This is a genomic window from Algoriphagus boseongensis (assembly GCF_004362805.1).
In the GTDB taxonomy this organism is placed as follows: Bacteria; Bacteroidota; Bacteroidia; order Cytophagales; family Cyclobacteriaceae; genus Algoriphagus; species Algoriphagus boseongensis.
The window spans coordinates 1,129,509-1,145,332 of the sequence record NZ_SNYF01000005.1 but is presented as its reverse complement, the minus strand read 5'-3'; the positions used below and the strand labels follow the sequence as shown (position 1 = coordinate 1,145,332).

Sequence of the window (15,824 nt, the reverse complement as noted above, 5' to 3'; positions counted from 1 at the left end):
GCATGATTCATTTTAAGGCCATTGGAAAAATCATGGGAGCCCTGATGTTTTTGATCGGGGTTTTGATGCTTCCTGCTGCTTCGATTTCCTGGATTTATGGAGAAAACTCAGTTCCGATCATGGCGTCGGCTGCGATTTCCCTTTTCATTGGAATGATATTTTTCTTCTCATTCGCTAAGTACGACCAATTGATCAGAAAGCGAGAGGGATATCTTGTCGTGGCGATTAGCTGGTTGATCATGACCATCTTTGGTATGCTTCCATTTCTGCTTTCTGCAGAAATCACCTCGATATCTGATGCTTTATTTGAGACGGTTTCAGGATTAACCACCACAGGAGCTTCTATTTTAACCGATATTGAAGGTATGCCAAAAGGCTTGCTCTTTTGGAGAAGCATGACCCAATGGATAGGAGGCTTAGGGATAATCGTTTTGACTGTCGCTATTTTTCCCCTTTTGGGAATTGGTGGATCTGAATTGTTTGTAGCCGAATCACCCGGTCCAACTTCGGATAAAGTTCACCCGAGAATATCAGAAACGGCAAAAAGACTCTGGTATGTGTATGTGGGTTTGACTGTAGCGGCTGCCTTGTTGTATTGGGTAGGAGGAATGACTTTTTACGATGCAGTCAATCACTCCCTGACAACATTGGCTACAGGAGGATTTTCCACCAAAAACGCCAGTATGGCCTTTTATGATTCTGCCTTTATCCAGTATGTGGCGGTGATTTTTATGTTTTTAGCAGGCACCAACTTTACCCTGATCTATTTCGGGTCAGTTGGAAAGTTTTCAAGAATCTTGAAAAGTGATGAGTTTAAGGCATATACAGGTGCAGTAATATTGTTGACCCTGATTGTTTTTGCCGGGATTATGATCAACTCCGAAACTGGTACTGAACTGGCTTTTAGAAATGCGGCTTTCCAGGTTGTTTCTTTGATCACTACAACTGGTTATGTAACCGATGATTATACCCAGTATGGAATGGGAATCACGTTTATTTGTTTTATGCTGCTGTTTTTGGGTGGCTCGGCTGGTTCCACTGCAGGTAGTATCAAGTTTGTAAGACACGTGGTTTTCTTAAAGAACTCCTGGCTAGAATTCAAACGAATTGTTCATCCTAGAGCGATTGTTCCACTAATTATCAATGGTGAAATGGTAAGCGGAAGGATTATCAATAATATCATGAACTTCCTCCTCATTTACCTGAGCACTTTTGTGATCGGCTCTTTGGTAATATCCCTTTTGGGCTATGACTTTGCTACTTCTTTAGGTTCAGTAGCTACCTGTCTGGGCAACGTAGGGCCAGCAATTGGAAAAGTAGGGCCAGTAGACAATTTTGCTTTCTTCTCGCCTGCAGCCAAAGTCGTTTTATCCTTCTTGATGCTATTGGGAAGATTGGAATTGTTTACGATTCTGATTCTTTTCACTCCCTTCTTTTGGAGAGCGAATTAATCCACTTCCTGCATTTGAGCCAATATTTTTGCGACCTTATCCTCTATAGATTCGGAGGAAATATTGGTTCTGTTTAATCGGTCGACCATGATCGGGAAGGAAAAGGGCGTAAACTGAACTGGTCTTTCTATGACTATTTTCAGTCGATTCAGCTTTTGGATTGCATTGATAAACATGTCCTTTTCCATCTGCTGGTTCAGGGATTCTATTCGAGCTTGTTTCAAGAGAAGGTTATTGGGATCATACTGCTCAAAAACCTGGAAAAGAAGGCTTGAATTGGCCTGAATATGCTTAAATGAAGCGGGTTTGCCCGGATATCCCTGAAAAACCAAGCCTGCGATGCTGGCAATTTCCCTGAATTTTCGTCTGGACATTTCGCTTTCATTCACGCAATGAAGAATATCGTCCTCGATATTTTTAAGGCTCAGAATATCCTCTTCGAAAATCTCTTCTGGAGAAATGTAAACATCTGAAAGAATCTCAAATCCATAGTCGTTCATGGCCATGTTTAAGGAAACAGAATAGCTTTGTGAAATGCGATAAGCGATGAGCGCACTCATCAGTTCATGCATCATCCTACCCTCGAAAGGGTAGAAAAACAAGTGGTGGCCATCCTGACTTTGCAATGACTCAACCAAAAAAGTATCCCCGTCAGGAACAATGGATAATTTGCTTTGAAGATCTAAAATGGGAAGTACTTTCCGAACCTCTTCGGAATTCACCAATCCTTGATTGTATTCCTTGAAAATCTCCCTGATTTTATCGGAAAGCATGGAAGAAAGGGACATTCTAGCACCCATCCAGCTCACGACATTTGAGGTCTTTTTCTCAGAAACTTTGACGAAGGCATCAAGTCCTTTGACCTGAAGAAGTTCAAGATTTCTCCCTGCAAAAAAGAAGCGGTCTCCAATTTTTAGCTTGGCAATAAAGTATTCTTCTACAGTTCCCAAATAGGTTCCGTTTTTGAATTTTACCCTTAGACTAACATCAGAAACGATAGTTCCCATGCTTAGCCTGTGGCGCATGGCGATTCGTTTGCTTGTGACTCGGAACAATCCGTCTTCGCTTTTTTCTACTTTGAGAAAATCCTCATAATTACCCAAGGAAACACCTCCTTTGGTAATAAAATCGATGATCCATTCCTGTTCAAATTTTTCCAAGTTAGAATAGGAATAGGTTCTTTTGACAATGGGAAAAAGGACATCTGGATCAAAGCCATCTCCAATTGCCAAAGTGACTAAAAACTGAATAAGCACATCGTAGGGAAGTTCCGGGGTAAATTGAGATTCCATTTCCTCCTTTTCAATTGCATTTCGTAGTGCAGCGGCTTCGATCAATTCGAGGGCATTGGTGGGAACAAAGTAAATCTCTGAGGGAAGGCCAGGCTGATGGCCAGCTCTACCTGCCCGCTGGACAAAACGGCTAACTCCTTTTGGACTTCCTACTTGAATCACCCGGTCTACAGGTCTAAAGTCCACCCCCAAATCCAAGCTAGAGGTACAAACCACCAATTTCAGAACTCCTTCATGAAGGGCATTTTCTACCCAAGCCCGGACAGACATGTCCAAGGATCCATGATGCATAGCTATCCAACCTGCCCAATCTGGCCTCGTTTCTAGGATTTTTTGATACCATATTTCTGTTTGAGATCGGGTGTTGGTGAAGAGAAGAACTGTTTTTCCCTCCTCAATAATCTTAATTACCTGATCCAACATCCGGATTCCCAGATGTCCAGCCCAAGGATATTTTTCTATTTCCTCCGGGAAAACAGAATTAATCAAAATCTCTTTTTCAACTTGGGCCTTGATGATGTGTATAGGAAGCTCATTTCCGAGGAGTACTTTGGCGGCTTGATTTAAATTCCCGATAGTTGCTGAAATCGCCCAGCGACGAAAAGTCTGCGGACAGATTGCCTGGATATATTCCAAAGCCAATTGCACTTGAATACCTCTTTTGTTTCCAACCAACTCATGCCACTCATCTACTACGATGCATTGAAGGCTGTGGAAAAGTTCCTGGTGACCCTTTTGTGAAATCAGAATGTGCAAAGTTTCCGGTGTGGTGATCAGGCATTCAGGAGGTCTTTTTTTTAGGGCTGCTCTTGTTTTGGGGTCGGTATCCCCATTTCTTACGGCAACCTGCCATGGCAAACCGATTACCTCGCATACTTCCTGCATGGCCTTTTGAATATCCTGGGCTAGGGCACGTAGGGGAGTTACCCAGATCAATTGGATTCCATTGTTCTTTGGCTTTTGCCATGTATCTGGGTTATTTTGGATGTATTCCAAAATTGCAGGAAACCAAAGCGCAAAAGTTTTTCCTGAACCCGTTGGAGCATTTAATAAGCCTGATTTTCCATCCAAATAATCCTTCCAGGCCTGTATCTGAAAAGGGAAGGGAGTCCAGTTTTTTTTCTGGAAATAATCAAAAGCTACGTTGAGTCTTTTATCCTCCATTGGATAGGCTCTTTGGTTTTTTTAAAGTCGGAAATTCAGGCTATTTTTTTACAATTCCATTTTAATGGCATAAAGTGTCGGGTGAAAAATTTAGCCATCTGTGACGAGAGATACCTCAATACTCGTTTTTCTTGATAATTTTAGTAATTCATAAACCGAAGTGTCTCCATTTCGTTTTGAATACAAAACCCCGAATAAATGAAAAAGTTGTTCTTCATAGCGATTGTCCTCTTGGGCATTTCCTCCTGTTCAGAAACTGAGCCAGATCAATATACCGGTAGAGAGTTGAATTTCGAGCTTTTCAAATCAAGTGACTATGATTTTACCGGTACTATGAATGTGAAGGAATTAGTAGCCGGTGGATTGGAGCTCACGCTAAGAATGAATGGGGTCAAAGCCAATTCAGATTATAGTTATCCTGCTCATTTGCATTTTGGGAGTTATGACCAAGCAGATGCTCCTATTGCCTTTATGCTAAACCCTGTTTCAGCTAAAACTTTGGAATCAAACACGATCCTAGGAAAATTGTCCGATGGCTCTCAGCTTGATTTTGAAGCCATGCGGATGTTTGATGGCCATGTAAAAATCCATTTAGCAAATGAAGGTCCGGACTATCAGGTAATTCTTGTAGCTGGAAATGTTGGTGCAAACCCCTCAGCATTCAATCCTGACGATTTAGCTATTTGCGGAAAGGGATTTTAAATGATATTTCAGAAAGCAAAAAAGGCAGCGGTTAGGCTGCCTTTTTTGTTTTTCTTTTAGTGAGTATTAATTGATCACCACAGGGAAAGTGATGTCTAGATCAGTTTCTCCTCCTGCTTGGATGTAGTTAGCGAAATTTGGATTGTTTGCGCCTGGGAAGTTTTTATCCAGATCATGTCTCAAGATTACTTGAAGTTGGGTGTTGTTTGTTCCAGGAGAGGAAGAAACTGTTACCAAGTTTTTCAATCCTAAAGCAACACCATTTCCATCGGCATAGCTTGTGGTAAGAATATTACTTGTAATTCCTGATCCAAGGAAAAAGAATTGATGTTCATCTGCTTCTGCCAAAATCTCCTCTGTGATATCTTCTCCTTCGATGGAGTTCAGAACTTCGATTGTCATTTGATACTTCTTGCCCTTTGTGACATTTACTGGCTGAATTGTTGGAGTTGCTCCAACCTCAATGCCTTGTGGATCGCTTGCCTTGAAGGATACAGCAGCACCAACTGGGTTATTCGAGGCGTCAAGTTCCTGAAAAGTTAAGATCACATCAGTAATTACCTCTCCATCATTTTCTTTTTCCGGATCTTCACTTTCACAAGATGCAAATCCAAATGCAAGAATTGCAAGTAGGTAGAGGGGTAGCTTTCTTAGGTTTTTCATAATAATTGATAGTTAGAATTGGTAATTGAGTTTTAAAGAAATGTTTCTTCCCATGTCTGAAGTAAAATACCTGAATCTATTCATGTATTCTTTGAATTCAGTGTCAAATAGGTTATTTACTTGAAGACCAATATTGAATTGGTTATCAGCTAGTTTTATTTTTTTCTGATAGGAAATATTGATTAAAGCATATCCCGGAGGTGCAGGTGCCAAATCGAAATCAGGTTCTCTGGATTGCCTTGCAACCAAGAGATTACTAAGGGTAATCAGATCAGAATTTTTAGAATCGCTTTTTCCCAAGGCATAGGAAACTCCCCAGTCCATTCTATCGGAGGGTATAAAAGGGAAGAAGTTGTTTTCATCCAGATTTCTAGCCCGAATAATCGATCCTTTCATGTAGGCATTTAGGCGATCTGAGAAAGAATAGCTTCCGGAAAGGTCAAAGCCATATAGAAGTGCGTCTGCCTGTAGGTATTCGTAGACGTTGAAAGTACCTCGGAGACTGACAAAAGTCTCACCAGTTGGATTGAGATAGATGTAATCGTTGATCCGATTCACATACCCGGTGAGTTCAATAAGAGCCTTATTGCTTTCAAACTCTAGCTCATTGACCCATTTAATTGACTTTTCTGAATTTAGATTAGGATCTCCAATTTCAACTGCTGCAGCACCATGATGGAGACCTTGGCTGAAAAGCTCATTCACATTAGGTGGTCTCCATGCTGATCCCAAATTGGAAGAAAAGGAGAAATAGGGGCTGAGTTGGTATAATCCTCCGATAAAGGCCGAGAAATTCTGGTAACTCAGATCGGACTCTTGCAATTCTTCTCCTACATATCTGGCTGCTTGAACTGTCCTGTAATCGTATCTGGCTCCAGCTTCTATTTCCAAAGGACCTTTGAGATACTTTTCCATCAAATAAATCCCTGCATTCAGCATGTCATAATTAGGAATCAAAGGGGTAACACCAGTTCCTGGAATATTGCTGTTTGCTTGCTGGATTAGATTAATTCCGAATGAGCCATTCCAGTTGCTCTTAAAATTGTGATCAAGAAAAAGATCTACCGTGTTGGTGAAAAGCTGCAAATCCAAACTCGGTTTTGCATTCAAATCTCCACGTCTTCGATCGTACTCCTGTCGGTTATTTGCCTGAAATCCATATTGAAGATTAAGCTTCCAATCTGTATTTAGATGGTAATGCGCTTTGATTTTAGCCAAATGATGTGATACTACCTGCTTGGGATTGGAGATGTCGTAAGAGAAGTCAGGTTTTAGGAATGGCTCTCCATTTTCAATGATTTCATTGAGATCAGAAAGATTTCCAGTGTGGGCATCCCGAAGAATCCCCAACTCAGTATTGAAAAAGCTATAATATCCTTCAACTCCAAGTTTATCTCTGCTATAGCCTATGGAGGAAGAAAAATTATACTCCGACATTCCCGTATTTGCCTGGTAGTATCGTGGAGATCTGATGTATCCAGCTCTTTTCCCTGAAGCCTGAATACGATAGCCTAAGCCTTTGATTTTATCTGAACCTCCGGTATGGGAGGTAGAAATATTTCCCATTCTTCCATTGGTACTTCCCAAAAGATGAATTTCAGTCAAACTCTTTTTAGAAGTAGGCAGGGCAGGTGGATTGACCATAATCACTCCACCCATTGCTTCTGGACCAAATCTTACCGTTTCTGCACCTTTTATTACCGTGATTTCATCTGCCAAAAACGGATCAATCTCTGGTGCATGTTCTGCACCCCATTGTTGTCCTTCCAAGCGGATTCCATTATTCAGAATCATGATCCTGTTGCTGTGAAGGCCATGAATCACAGGTTTTGCAATCGTATTTCCCGTAGAAAAAGTAGTGACTCCGGCTACACGCTTAAGGCTTTCTCCTAAGCTTTCTCCTCTTGCCATCAGGAGGTTTTCTCCATAAAGAGAAGTTACTGCAGTAGTCGTTTGAACCGCTTCCCGATGTCCGTGAACTTCCACTCCTGAAAGATCGAGCGATTCTTCCTCTATTCTAAAAGTTTGATTTAGGGTATTTCCTGTTAACTGGATCGTTTGAAGAATTTCTTTGTGACCCAAAAATTGAACCCGGATGGTATAGGTACCTGGGCATAAATCACGGATGGTGAAATTTCCATTCTGATCTGAAACTGCCCCTGTCCGGTTTTCCATAATCCAGATATAGGCAGCCTCAACAGGCTCATCATTTTCCTGATGAAGAATCTTTCCCTTCAGTGTAAGATTACACTTTTGCGCATGTGCAGTCTGAAAACTGAACAAGACAGTTACGAAGAGAATGAAAAAACCTGCTTTTTGTAACATCGTTGCAAAACTATAGAATGGCATTTGTTTAAACCAAAGTTTTTGAAACAAAGTTGCATAAAATGTTGAGTGGTGAAAAAATCGGATCAGCATAAAAAGAGGATGATCAAAAAAAATCCGGCCACTAGGTAGCCGGATTAAAAAGAGAAGTTTTTTAGCTTATCCCAGCCAATTGGCCCAAGGAATTCTGCTTAGGATTAAAACTAATCCCACAGCATAAAGCATGTAAACACTTCTGAATTTTGCTCTGGAATTGGAAAGTTTTTTGGTGCGGATGTACCCCAGAGAAATCAAAACGATAGCAATGATATTGATCAAAGGATGCTCAAGAGCAGTCAATCGGGCTGCTGCATCACTCATAGCCCCTCCACTAGTCAATAGGGAGAAACCAACTGGACTGACGAAATAAAGGATGAGCCCAAGGAGCAATTGAATGTGAGAAAGGATAAAGCCGATGAGGGCAATTTTTCGGTCTTTCTCTGTAAACTCTCTACCTGACAGAGAGCCTATTAAAGCCCAAAAGATCACAAAGATCAAGGCAGCTAATGCCAGATAAGCTACTCCAGAATGCGCGTGTTGTATTCCTGTATACATAGATTTTTATTTATGGAATTGAAATTAGTACAAAACTGATAGTAAAAAGGATTGTTTGAGAGGATTTTTACTCGACATAAAGAACCAAGCCTTTAAGGTATTCCGTCTCAGGATGAAAAATATTCACCGGATGGTCGGCAGGCTGGGAGAGATGATGCAAAATCTTAACCTTTCGTTTACTTTCCATCGCAGCGGCTGTGATGGTGTGATTGAAAAGATTTTTGTCCACCACCTGGCTGCAGGAAAAGGTAAATAAAATCCCTCCCGGTTTAATTTTTCTCAAGGCTTCTGCATTTAGCCTTTTGTAAGCCTGAACTGCATTATGTCGGGCTTTGATGTTTTTAGCAAATGCGGGTGGATCTAAAACGATCAGGTCGAAATCATCGCCAATTTCTCTGATGTATTTTACTACATCGACTACTATGGATTGATGCTTTCCAGAGAATCCGGAATTCAACTTTACATTCTCCTCAGTCAATTCAATCGCCTTTGCGGAGATGTCCACAGAATGAACTTCTTTGGCTCCTTCCTGAAGCGCCAAGACCGAAAATCCTCCTGAATAGCAAAAGGTGTTTAGAATTTTTTTGCCTTTGGAATAGGTAGAAACCAGTTTTCGGTTTTCTCTTTGATCTATGAAAAAGCCTGTCTTTTGGCCTTTTTCCCAATCTATCTTATAAGTCGCTCCATATTCCTGCACCAAATCAGTTTCTGCTTTCCCCCAAATCCATTCATTGGATTCAATTTCCAGATTCTTGGGAAGTGTTTCGGCACTCTTGTCGAAAATACCTTTCATTTGGTCTCCATATACTGCTTTCAATGCCTGCGCAATATCTTCCACATGCCTATGTATTCCCACATGATGGGCTTGAATTACCGCTGTTCCGTTGTAAAAATCCACAATCAATCCAGGAATCAAATCACCTTCGCCGTGAACCAGACGATAGACATTGGTTTCGGAGTTTTCTGTCAGTCCCAGACTTTTTCTCAAAGCAAAGGCTGAGGAGATTCTTTCTTTCCAGAATTCGGAATCAATTTCCCTTTCCTCAAAAGAGATGATCCTAACCATTATGGAACCTTGGGAAAAATGACCGATCCCAAGAAATTCATTTTTCGAAGAGTAAACAGAAACCAAACCCCCATTTTCAATTCCTGTATCGCTTTTTGCAATCGCGCCAGAAAAGACCCAATGATGTCTTCTATAAAGGGAGATCTCTTTTCCTTTTTGCAGGAAAATTTTAGGATAGTTCATCGGTAGTATGGTTTTGGTCCGGGAAAGAAAAGGATCCAATCAGCATGGATAAAATGCTAAAGGCTAATCCAATTAAATGTGTTTCTGGTAATTCTAAATTTTCAGCGACTAAATAGGCAATCATACCAATAACCATGGCCATGAGTGCACCCATTTTTGAGGCTTTTTTCCAATACAATCCAGCAGTCAAAGGAACAAAAAGGGAAACAAGCATCAAGATGGAAGCTCCTGCAACCAATTCATAAATGTTGGATTCCCAGGTCGCTATCAGAGTAGCAATCACAGCAACTGAGGCGATATTGATTCTCAAGATCCAAAGCAGATGCTTGTCTTGCAGTTTATCTCCGAAGTAAGGCCGGATGATATTTTCGGAAATAATTGCCGATGGAGCCAATAATCCCGAACTGGTTGTACTCATAATTGCAGAGATCAATGCCCCGAAAAACATGATTTGAATAGGTAAGCCTCCATGCTGAAGAACCATTGAGGGAAGGAGCATCTGTTTGTTTTCCAAATAAAGCTCTGGATATAAAACCTTCGCACCCAGCGCAATGAATAGTGGTAATAAACCAAAGCTTAAATAAAATGCTCCTGCCAGATAGGTAGATCGAACAGCAACCTTTTCTGATTTGGAAGACATCACCCGCTGATAAATATCCTGAGATGGAATACTTCCCAAACCAAGGATAGCCCATGCTCCAAGATAATTGGTCCAACCAGATAAAGTATTCTCCGGAAAAAACTGAAAGCTTTCAGGTGGAGCTTGAGAAAAGATCGCACCAACTCCGCCAGCCTCCTGCGCCACCATGATTGCGACCCAGACCAATCCAATTACAATCATGGTAGTCTGGATAAAGTCAGTAATCGAAATTGCCCACATGCCTCCTAAGAAAGTATAGAAGACTACTATTCCTGCGGAGATTAGGATTCCTTGAGTCAAACTTATATCAGCAACGGTTCCCAAAACCAAGCTTAAGGCCACCAATTGAGCAGCCACATAGCCGAAATAGGCTGGGATCATGAAAATCGAAGCAAAAAACTCAATCCGCTTTCCAAAAAGCTTCTGAAAAACGTCCCCGATGGTTAAGACATTCATCTTATACATGGGTCTCAGGTAAAACATTCCAAAAAGAACCAGACAGAGTGCACCTCCAAATGGATCTTCAATTACGCCTATAAGCCCATCCTCAAGATAAACTGAAGAGGCTCCGAAGATTGTTTCAGATCCAAACCAAGTGGCAAACAGGGCAGAAGCAGAAAGAAAAAGAGGCAGGGATCGCCCTGCCAATACAAAGTCACTGGAATTTTTAACCAACCTGGAGGACCAAGCCCCTACAGCCACAGTCAAGCACAAATAGATGATGATCGCGGTGAGCAGCAAGTCCGGTTAGCTTATTTTTTTGCCATACATTTTCTCACGGAGAGCTTTGATCTCATCGCTGCCTAGGTAATCGTCATAGCTCATTCTTCTGTCGATAGTTCCGGTAGGAGTGAATTCCACAATTCTGTTACAGGAAGACTGTACGAAGGTGTGGTCATAGGAAGACATCAAAACGGTTCCCTGAAATTCAACAATCGCATTGTTGAAAGCGGTAATGGATTCCAAATCCAAGTGGTTGGTTGGCTCGTCCATAACCAAGAGGTTAGGGTTTTGAAGCATCATTCTAGAAACCATGCATCGTACTTTTTCTCCTCCTGACAGTACTGAGCATTTCTTCAAGGTTTCTTCTCCTGTGAAAAGCATTCTTCCCAAGAAAGTTCGGACATAGGCCTCTTCCTGGTTGGTGGAATACTGTCTCAACCAGTCAATCAAGTTTAACTCTGTTTGAAAATATTTGGAGTTGTCATTAGGTAAATAGGCCTTGTTGATAGTTACTCCCCACTTTAAGGTTCCTTTGGAAGGTTTACTTTCTTCCATGATCACTTGGAAAAATTTATTAACCGCCTGCTTGGTCTTGGAAATGAAGGCGATTTTATCTCCTTTATCCACCATCAAATTTACGTCGGTGAAATAGGTAACTCCGTCTTCTTTGAGTTCCAGATTTTCAGTCATAAAAATCTGATCTCCGGCTTCTCGCTCAGGTTTGAAAATGATTCCCGGATATTTTCTGCTCGATGGCTCAATGTCGTCCACATTTAGTTTTTCCAGCATTTTCTTTCTGGCAGTAGCTTGACGAGACTTAGCCACGTTGGCCGAGAATCGTGCAATAAAGTCCTGAAGTTCTTTTCTCTTCTCATCCGCTTTTTTATTCTGATCGGATCTTTGCTTCAGTGCAAGTTGAGAAGATTCGTACCAGAAAGTATAGTTACCGGAGTAGATCTTGATTTTCCCAAAGTCAATATCCACGATGTGAGTAGATACAGTATCCAGGAAATGTCGGTCGTGAGATACGACGATTACCAAATTTTTGAAATCAATCAAGAAATCCTCCAACCAAACGATGGTTTCCGCATCCAAGTCGTTGGTAGGTTCGTCAAGGATCAGGATGTCAGGATTGCCGAAAAGCGCCTGTGCCAAAAGCACTCGTACTTTTTGGTTACCTGCCAATTCTTTCATTTGCATGTAATGGAGTTCCTCGGAGATTCCCAAACCAGAAAGTAGCGCCGCAGCATCTGACTCAGCATTCCAACCGTCCATTTCAGCAAATTCTGCCTCAAGTTCGGAAGCTCTGATTCCATCCTCCTCGGTAAAGTCAGCCTTCATGTAGATCGCGTCCTTTTCCTCCATGATGGAATAAAGTTTTTTATGCCCCATTAAGACAGCTTTTAAAACTTCCACTTCATCAAATTCAAAGTGGTTCTGCTTCAAGACGGCCATTCTCTGTCCTGGAGTGATGTTTATAGCTCCTGAGGTGGAATCAATTTCTCCGGAAAGGATTTTCAAAAAAGTGGATTTCCCAGCTCCGTTTGCTCCGATTACCCCATAGCAATTGCCTGGAGTGAATTTGAGGTTTACGTCTTCGAAAAGGGTACGTTTTCCAAATTTTAGGGAAAGATTATCTACTGAAATCATGAATTTGTTTGGCTTTTGAGAGGCGCAAAGATAGGGAATAAAATTTTTTTGAACCTTTATCCCAAATTCACATTCTACCATTTGAGAATATTAATCTCAAAATATTTTGAACGTTAATTATATTGACGGGCTAATTACCCTTAATTCCTTCTATGAGGCATTTATACCTCCCATTTCTTATAGTTTCACTTTTGCTTTTTGCCTCTTTTTCTTCTTTGGCGCAGCAATCCACCGTGGGTAAGGAATTCTGGGTTGGATTCATGGAAAACAACAGGGTATTTGCCACCGGTCCCAACAACCAAGGTGCCCCAGACTTTGCTGTTTTGGTCATCACTGCAACAGAAAATACAACTGGAGCAATTGAATATCTGGGTAATCAGCAGGCTTTTACTCTTTCCGCTGGGCAGCAATTTACCCTGAGGGTTCCATCAGAAGATTTGGATCTTTTGCACCGGTCAAGTGGTAATATTGAGAATAAAGGAATTTATATTTCTTCCTCGGGTAAAATAGCAGTTCATGCGTTTAATGAACGTTTTCGAAGTGCGGATGGAACAGTGGTTTTGCCAGTTGGTACGTTAGGAAAGGATTATTACATCACCTCCCATTTTGAGATCTTAACTGCCAGTGTCAATTTCAATGGGAATATCAATAATGAAAGTACACTTTTGGTAGTTGCAACAGAAGACAATACATCCATTGAAATTTCCACCTCAGTCGAAACTATTAATGGAAACCAAGCTAGAACTCCTTTTTCCATAAAACTTAATAGAGGTCAGAGTTATCAAATCAAAGCAAGAGGAGATTTGACTGGGTCTAGAGTGAGAGTAATCGGTGATAATGCTGATGATTGTAAAAAGATTGCAGTTTTCGGAGGGAATAAATGGACTGGAGTTGGGAATTGTGGTCAAGCGAATGATCATTTGTTTCAGCAAGCCTATCCTGTAAACACCTGGGGGACTTCATTTGTCCATGTGGCATTGGAAGGTAGGTCTTCAGGGGAATTGGTTAAAGTTGTAGCCGCTGAAAACGGCACAGTGGTTAGAGTAAATGGGACATCAGTTGGTACTTTAAATCAGGGAGAATGGCTGCCAATAGAATTCAATGAAGATGAGTCCGCAAAAATTGAAACATCAAAGCCTTCTTCTGTTACCGTTTTTTCGAAAAGTATGGACTGTAACCGTCTGAATTCTCCAGAAGCCAGAAATGGTGATCCTTTTATGATTACCTACAGCCCAGTAGAGCAAAGTCTTAAGGATATTACTTTTAATGCGATGGCTTTGCCTTCCATTACTAACCACTACATCAATATTGTAGTACAAAGTGGTACAGAAAATCAGACTTTTTTGGATGGACAAAATGTGGGAGCAAGGTTTTCTCCATTACCAGGAGATAATCAGTTTTCGATAGCCAGGATTGAAATTTTTCAAGGAGCCCATAAGATTTCTAATAAAGATGGTTTTACGGCTTATGTCTATGGTTTTGGAGAAATAGAATCCTATGGATATGCTGCTGGAGCTGCACTGGACAATTTGAATTTTAAAACAGATACCAAATACGACTTTGAGGTAGAAGGGGAGCGGGTAGCTTGTTTGAATGTGGAAGGATTATGGGATATTCTTCCCGAAAACCCTGATTTCACTTATTTCCTTTGGGATTTTGGTGACGGATCTGCAGTAAAAGAAGGAAAAGAAGTACTGCATGAATTTAAATCACCAGGGATTTTTGAAGTAACTGTAACCGCAGCCTTAAGTCCAAACTCCTGTGATGAGCAGGAGGAGGTTGTGTTTGAAATTCAGGTTTTGGAAACTAAAGCCGAGATAGTCGGTGAACAATCCGTCTGTCCTGATATAGAGGAGATTGTTTATTACCTGAAAGGAAAGGAAAATTTTTCCAAAGGTGTTTTTGAAATCGAGGGAGGTGAAATTATCCAAGATTATGGAGATTCGGTCTTGGTAAAATGGGGAGGAGCAAATGATAATGCCAAATTGAGAATTCTTCCATTTTCCCCTAATGGATGTCCTGGAGAACCCATAGAATTGCCCGTGGTAATCAACCAGCGAATTACAGTCACTGAAGCAGAAGGACCTATTGACGTGTGTTTTGACCCTGCGGCATCCATCATTTATTCTGCCCCGAATCCGCTTTCAGGTCGTGGATATGAATGGACAGTGACTGGAGGTCAAATTATTTCCGGACAAGGATCACCTGATTTGGAAGTAGTTTGGGATCAACCTGGAATAGAAGGAAAAGTGGAATACCTGGCCTATAGCTTAGATGACAATCAATGTGAGGGTAAAGCTCCTGCGATTTCTGTAAAAGTATCTCCTGAATTTACAGCAAAGACTTCCAATGTCACTTCTATTTTATGCTTTGGACAATCTACAGGCTCCATTTCCTTGGATGTTCAAGGAGGAGTGCCGCCTTACTCCTTCAAATGGTCTCATAATTCAAGTTTAGTTTCTCCGATTGCCCAAAATTTACCAGTTGGTCAATATTCAGTAGAAATCAAAGATCAATTGGGATGTGTGAGGATTTTGGAAAATATTGAAATCACCCAGCCGGAACTATTAGAGGTGGTTAAAAGCGAGCCTCAAGGAACCTCTTGTTATGGAAAGCCAGACGGAGAGATTCGATTGGAAATAAAAGGAGGGGTTCAGCCTTATGTTTTGGATTTTGATGGAAGCTCCTTTTCCGGTTCGCTTTTGGTAAATGATTTACCTCAGGGAAAATATTCCTGGAAAGTGACCGATGGCAATGGATGTATCGTTCCTCTTGAATTTGAAATTACCTCTCCATCACCACTAGAGGTGGATGTCAGACTAGAGAAACCTGCTTGTCCAGGTGGCTCAAATGGGGAATTGTTGGCACTACCAAAAGGAAGTTTCGGTCCCTACTTTTATCAATGGAAGGAAGTTTCCAGTTCTTCAGCCTATGTTACTGAACTGGCTAAAGGGATTTATGAATTAGAGGTTACAGATTCCAAAGGTTGCGTAAGTATTGGTAAAGGGGAGGTCAAAGAAGCAGCTCCAATAATCAGAATGCCTACTGGATTTGATCCAAGAAAGGATAATGGGATTTTTAAAGGAGTGTCAAATTGTGAAACATCGTTTGACCTATGGGTATTTAATCGCTGGGGCCAATTGATTTATTTTGGGAAAGAAGGCTGGGATGGCACAGTTTCTGGTAAAGATGCGCCGAGTGGAACATATTCCTTTTCTGTGAGTTATTACTTCGAATTGGATGGAAGTCAACAAATAAGTAATATTAAAGGATATTTCACCCTAGTCAGATAACACCACCCTTAATTAAACCGAGTTGATACACCCTTATTTGTAAAATGAAGCACAACAAAAGATTAATAATCTTTTTGG

General features: G+C 41.1%; 10 protein-coding genes. 3 read left to right on the top strand and 7 right to left on the bottom strand.

The genetic code is table 11. The features are described 5' to 3' along the window. The first annotated feature begins 2 nt into the window (after window positions 1-2). Complete coding sequence (locus tag DFQ04_RS04975; RefSeq protein WP_133553277.1) at window positions 3-1,451, top strand: TrkH family potassium uptake protein; 1,449 nt, start codon at window positions 3-5, stop codon at window positions 1,449-1,451. Here the strand turns inward: DFQ04_RS04975 and DFQ04_RS04970 are convergent. After that, window positions 1,448-3,907 carry a ligase-associated DNA damage response DEXH box helicase gene (locus tag DFQ04_RS04970; protein WP_133553275.1) on the bottom strand — a complete coding sequence of 820 codons (2,460 nt, stop codon included), beginning with the start codon at window positions 3,905-3,907 and terminating at the stop codon, window positions 1,448-1,450. The two genes, DFQ04_RS04975 and DFQ04_RS04970, sit on opposite strands and share 4 nt — an antisense overlap. A gap of 198 nt (window positions 3,908-4,105) precedes the next feature. On the opposite strand from DFQ04_RS04970, the gene DFQ04_RS04965 reads away from it, so the two are divergent. After that, window positions 4,106-4,609, top strand: coding sequence for a hypothetical protein (locus DFQ04_RS04965; protein WP_133553273.1), 504 nt, complete (start codon window positions 4,106-4,108; stop codon window positions 4,607-4,609). Between the two features lie 66 nt (window positions 4,610-4,675). Here DFQ04_RS04965 and DFQ04_RS04960 read toward each other — a convergent pair whose 3' ends face one another. The 6 genes from DFQ04_RS04960 to DFQ04_RS04935 all read right to left on the bottom strand — a co-directional run bounded on the left by DFQ04_RS04960 (window position 4,676) and on the right by DFQ04_RS04935 (window position 12,453). Continuing rightward, window positions 4,676-5,272: a hypothetical protein gene (locus DFQ04_RS04960; protein ID WP_133553271.1), complete on the bottom strand. Its 597-nt coding sequence runs from the start codon at window positions 5,270-5,272 to the stop codon at window positions 4,676-4,678. Window positions 5,273-5,284: 12 nt separating this feature from the next. Beyond that, on the bottom strand, window positions 5,285-7,621 hold the full coding sequence (locus DFQ04_RS04955; RefSeq protein WP_243739633.1) for a TonB-dependent receptor: 2,337 nt from the start codon (window positions 7,619-7,621) through the stop codon (window positions 5,285-5,287). A 135-nt stretch (window positions 7,622-7,756) separates the two neighbouring features. Then, complete coding sequence (locus DFQ04_RS04950) at window positions 7,757-8,191, bottom strand: hypothetical protein (protein ID WP_133553269.1); 435 nt, start codon at window positions 8,189-8,191, stop codon at window positions 7,757-7,759. 67 nt (window positions 8,192-8,258) lie between these two features. After that, a complete protein-coding gene (locus DFQ04_RS04945; RefSeq protein ID WP_133553267.1) occupies window positions 8,259-9,440 on the bottom strand; it encodes a class I SAM-dependent rRNA methyltransferase in 1,182 nt (393 codons plus the stop codon). Continuing rightward, window positions 9,427-10,821: a sodium:solute symporter family protein gene (locus DFQ04_RS04940; RefSeq protein ID WP_133553266.1), complete on the bottom strand. Its 1,395-nt coding sequence runs from the start codon at window positions 10,819-10,821 to the stop codon at window positions 9,427-9,429. Before DFQ04_RS04940 ends, DFQ04_RS04945 begins: the two co-directional genes overlap by 14 nt. Window positions 10,822-10,827: 6 nt before the next feature. Beyond that, window positions 10,828-12,453, bottom strand: a complete 1,626-nt coding sequence (locus DFQ04_RS04935) for an ABC-F family ATP-binding cassette domain-containing protein (RefSeq protein WP_133553264.1) — start codon at window positions 12,451-12,453, stop codon at window positions 10,828-10,830. A 152-nt stretch (window positions 12,454-12,605) separates the two neighbouring features. Between DFQ04_RS04935 and DFQ04_RS04930 the strand changes: the two genes are divergently transcribed. Beyond that, complete coding sequence (locus DFQ04_RS04930) at window positions 12,606-15,746, top strand: PKD domain-containing protein (RefSeq protein WP_133553262.1); 3,141 nt, start codon at window positions 12,606-12,608, stop codon at window positions 15,744-15,746. Window positions 15,747-15,824: the final 78 nt, after the last annotated feature.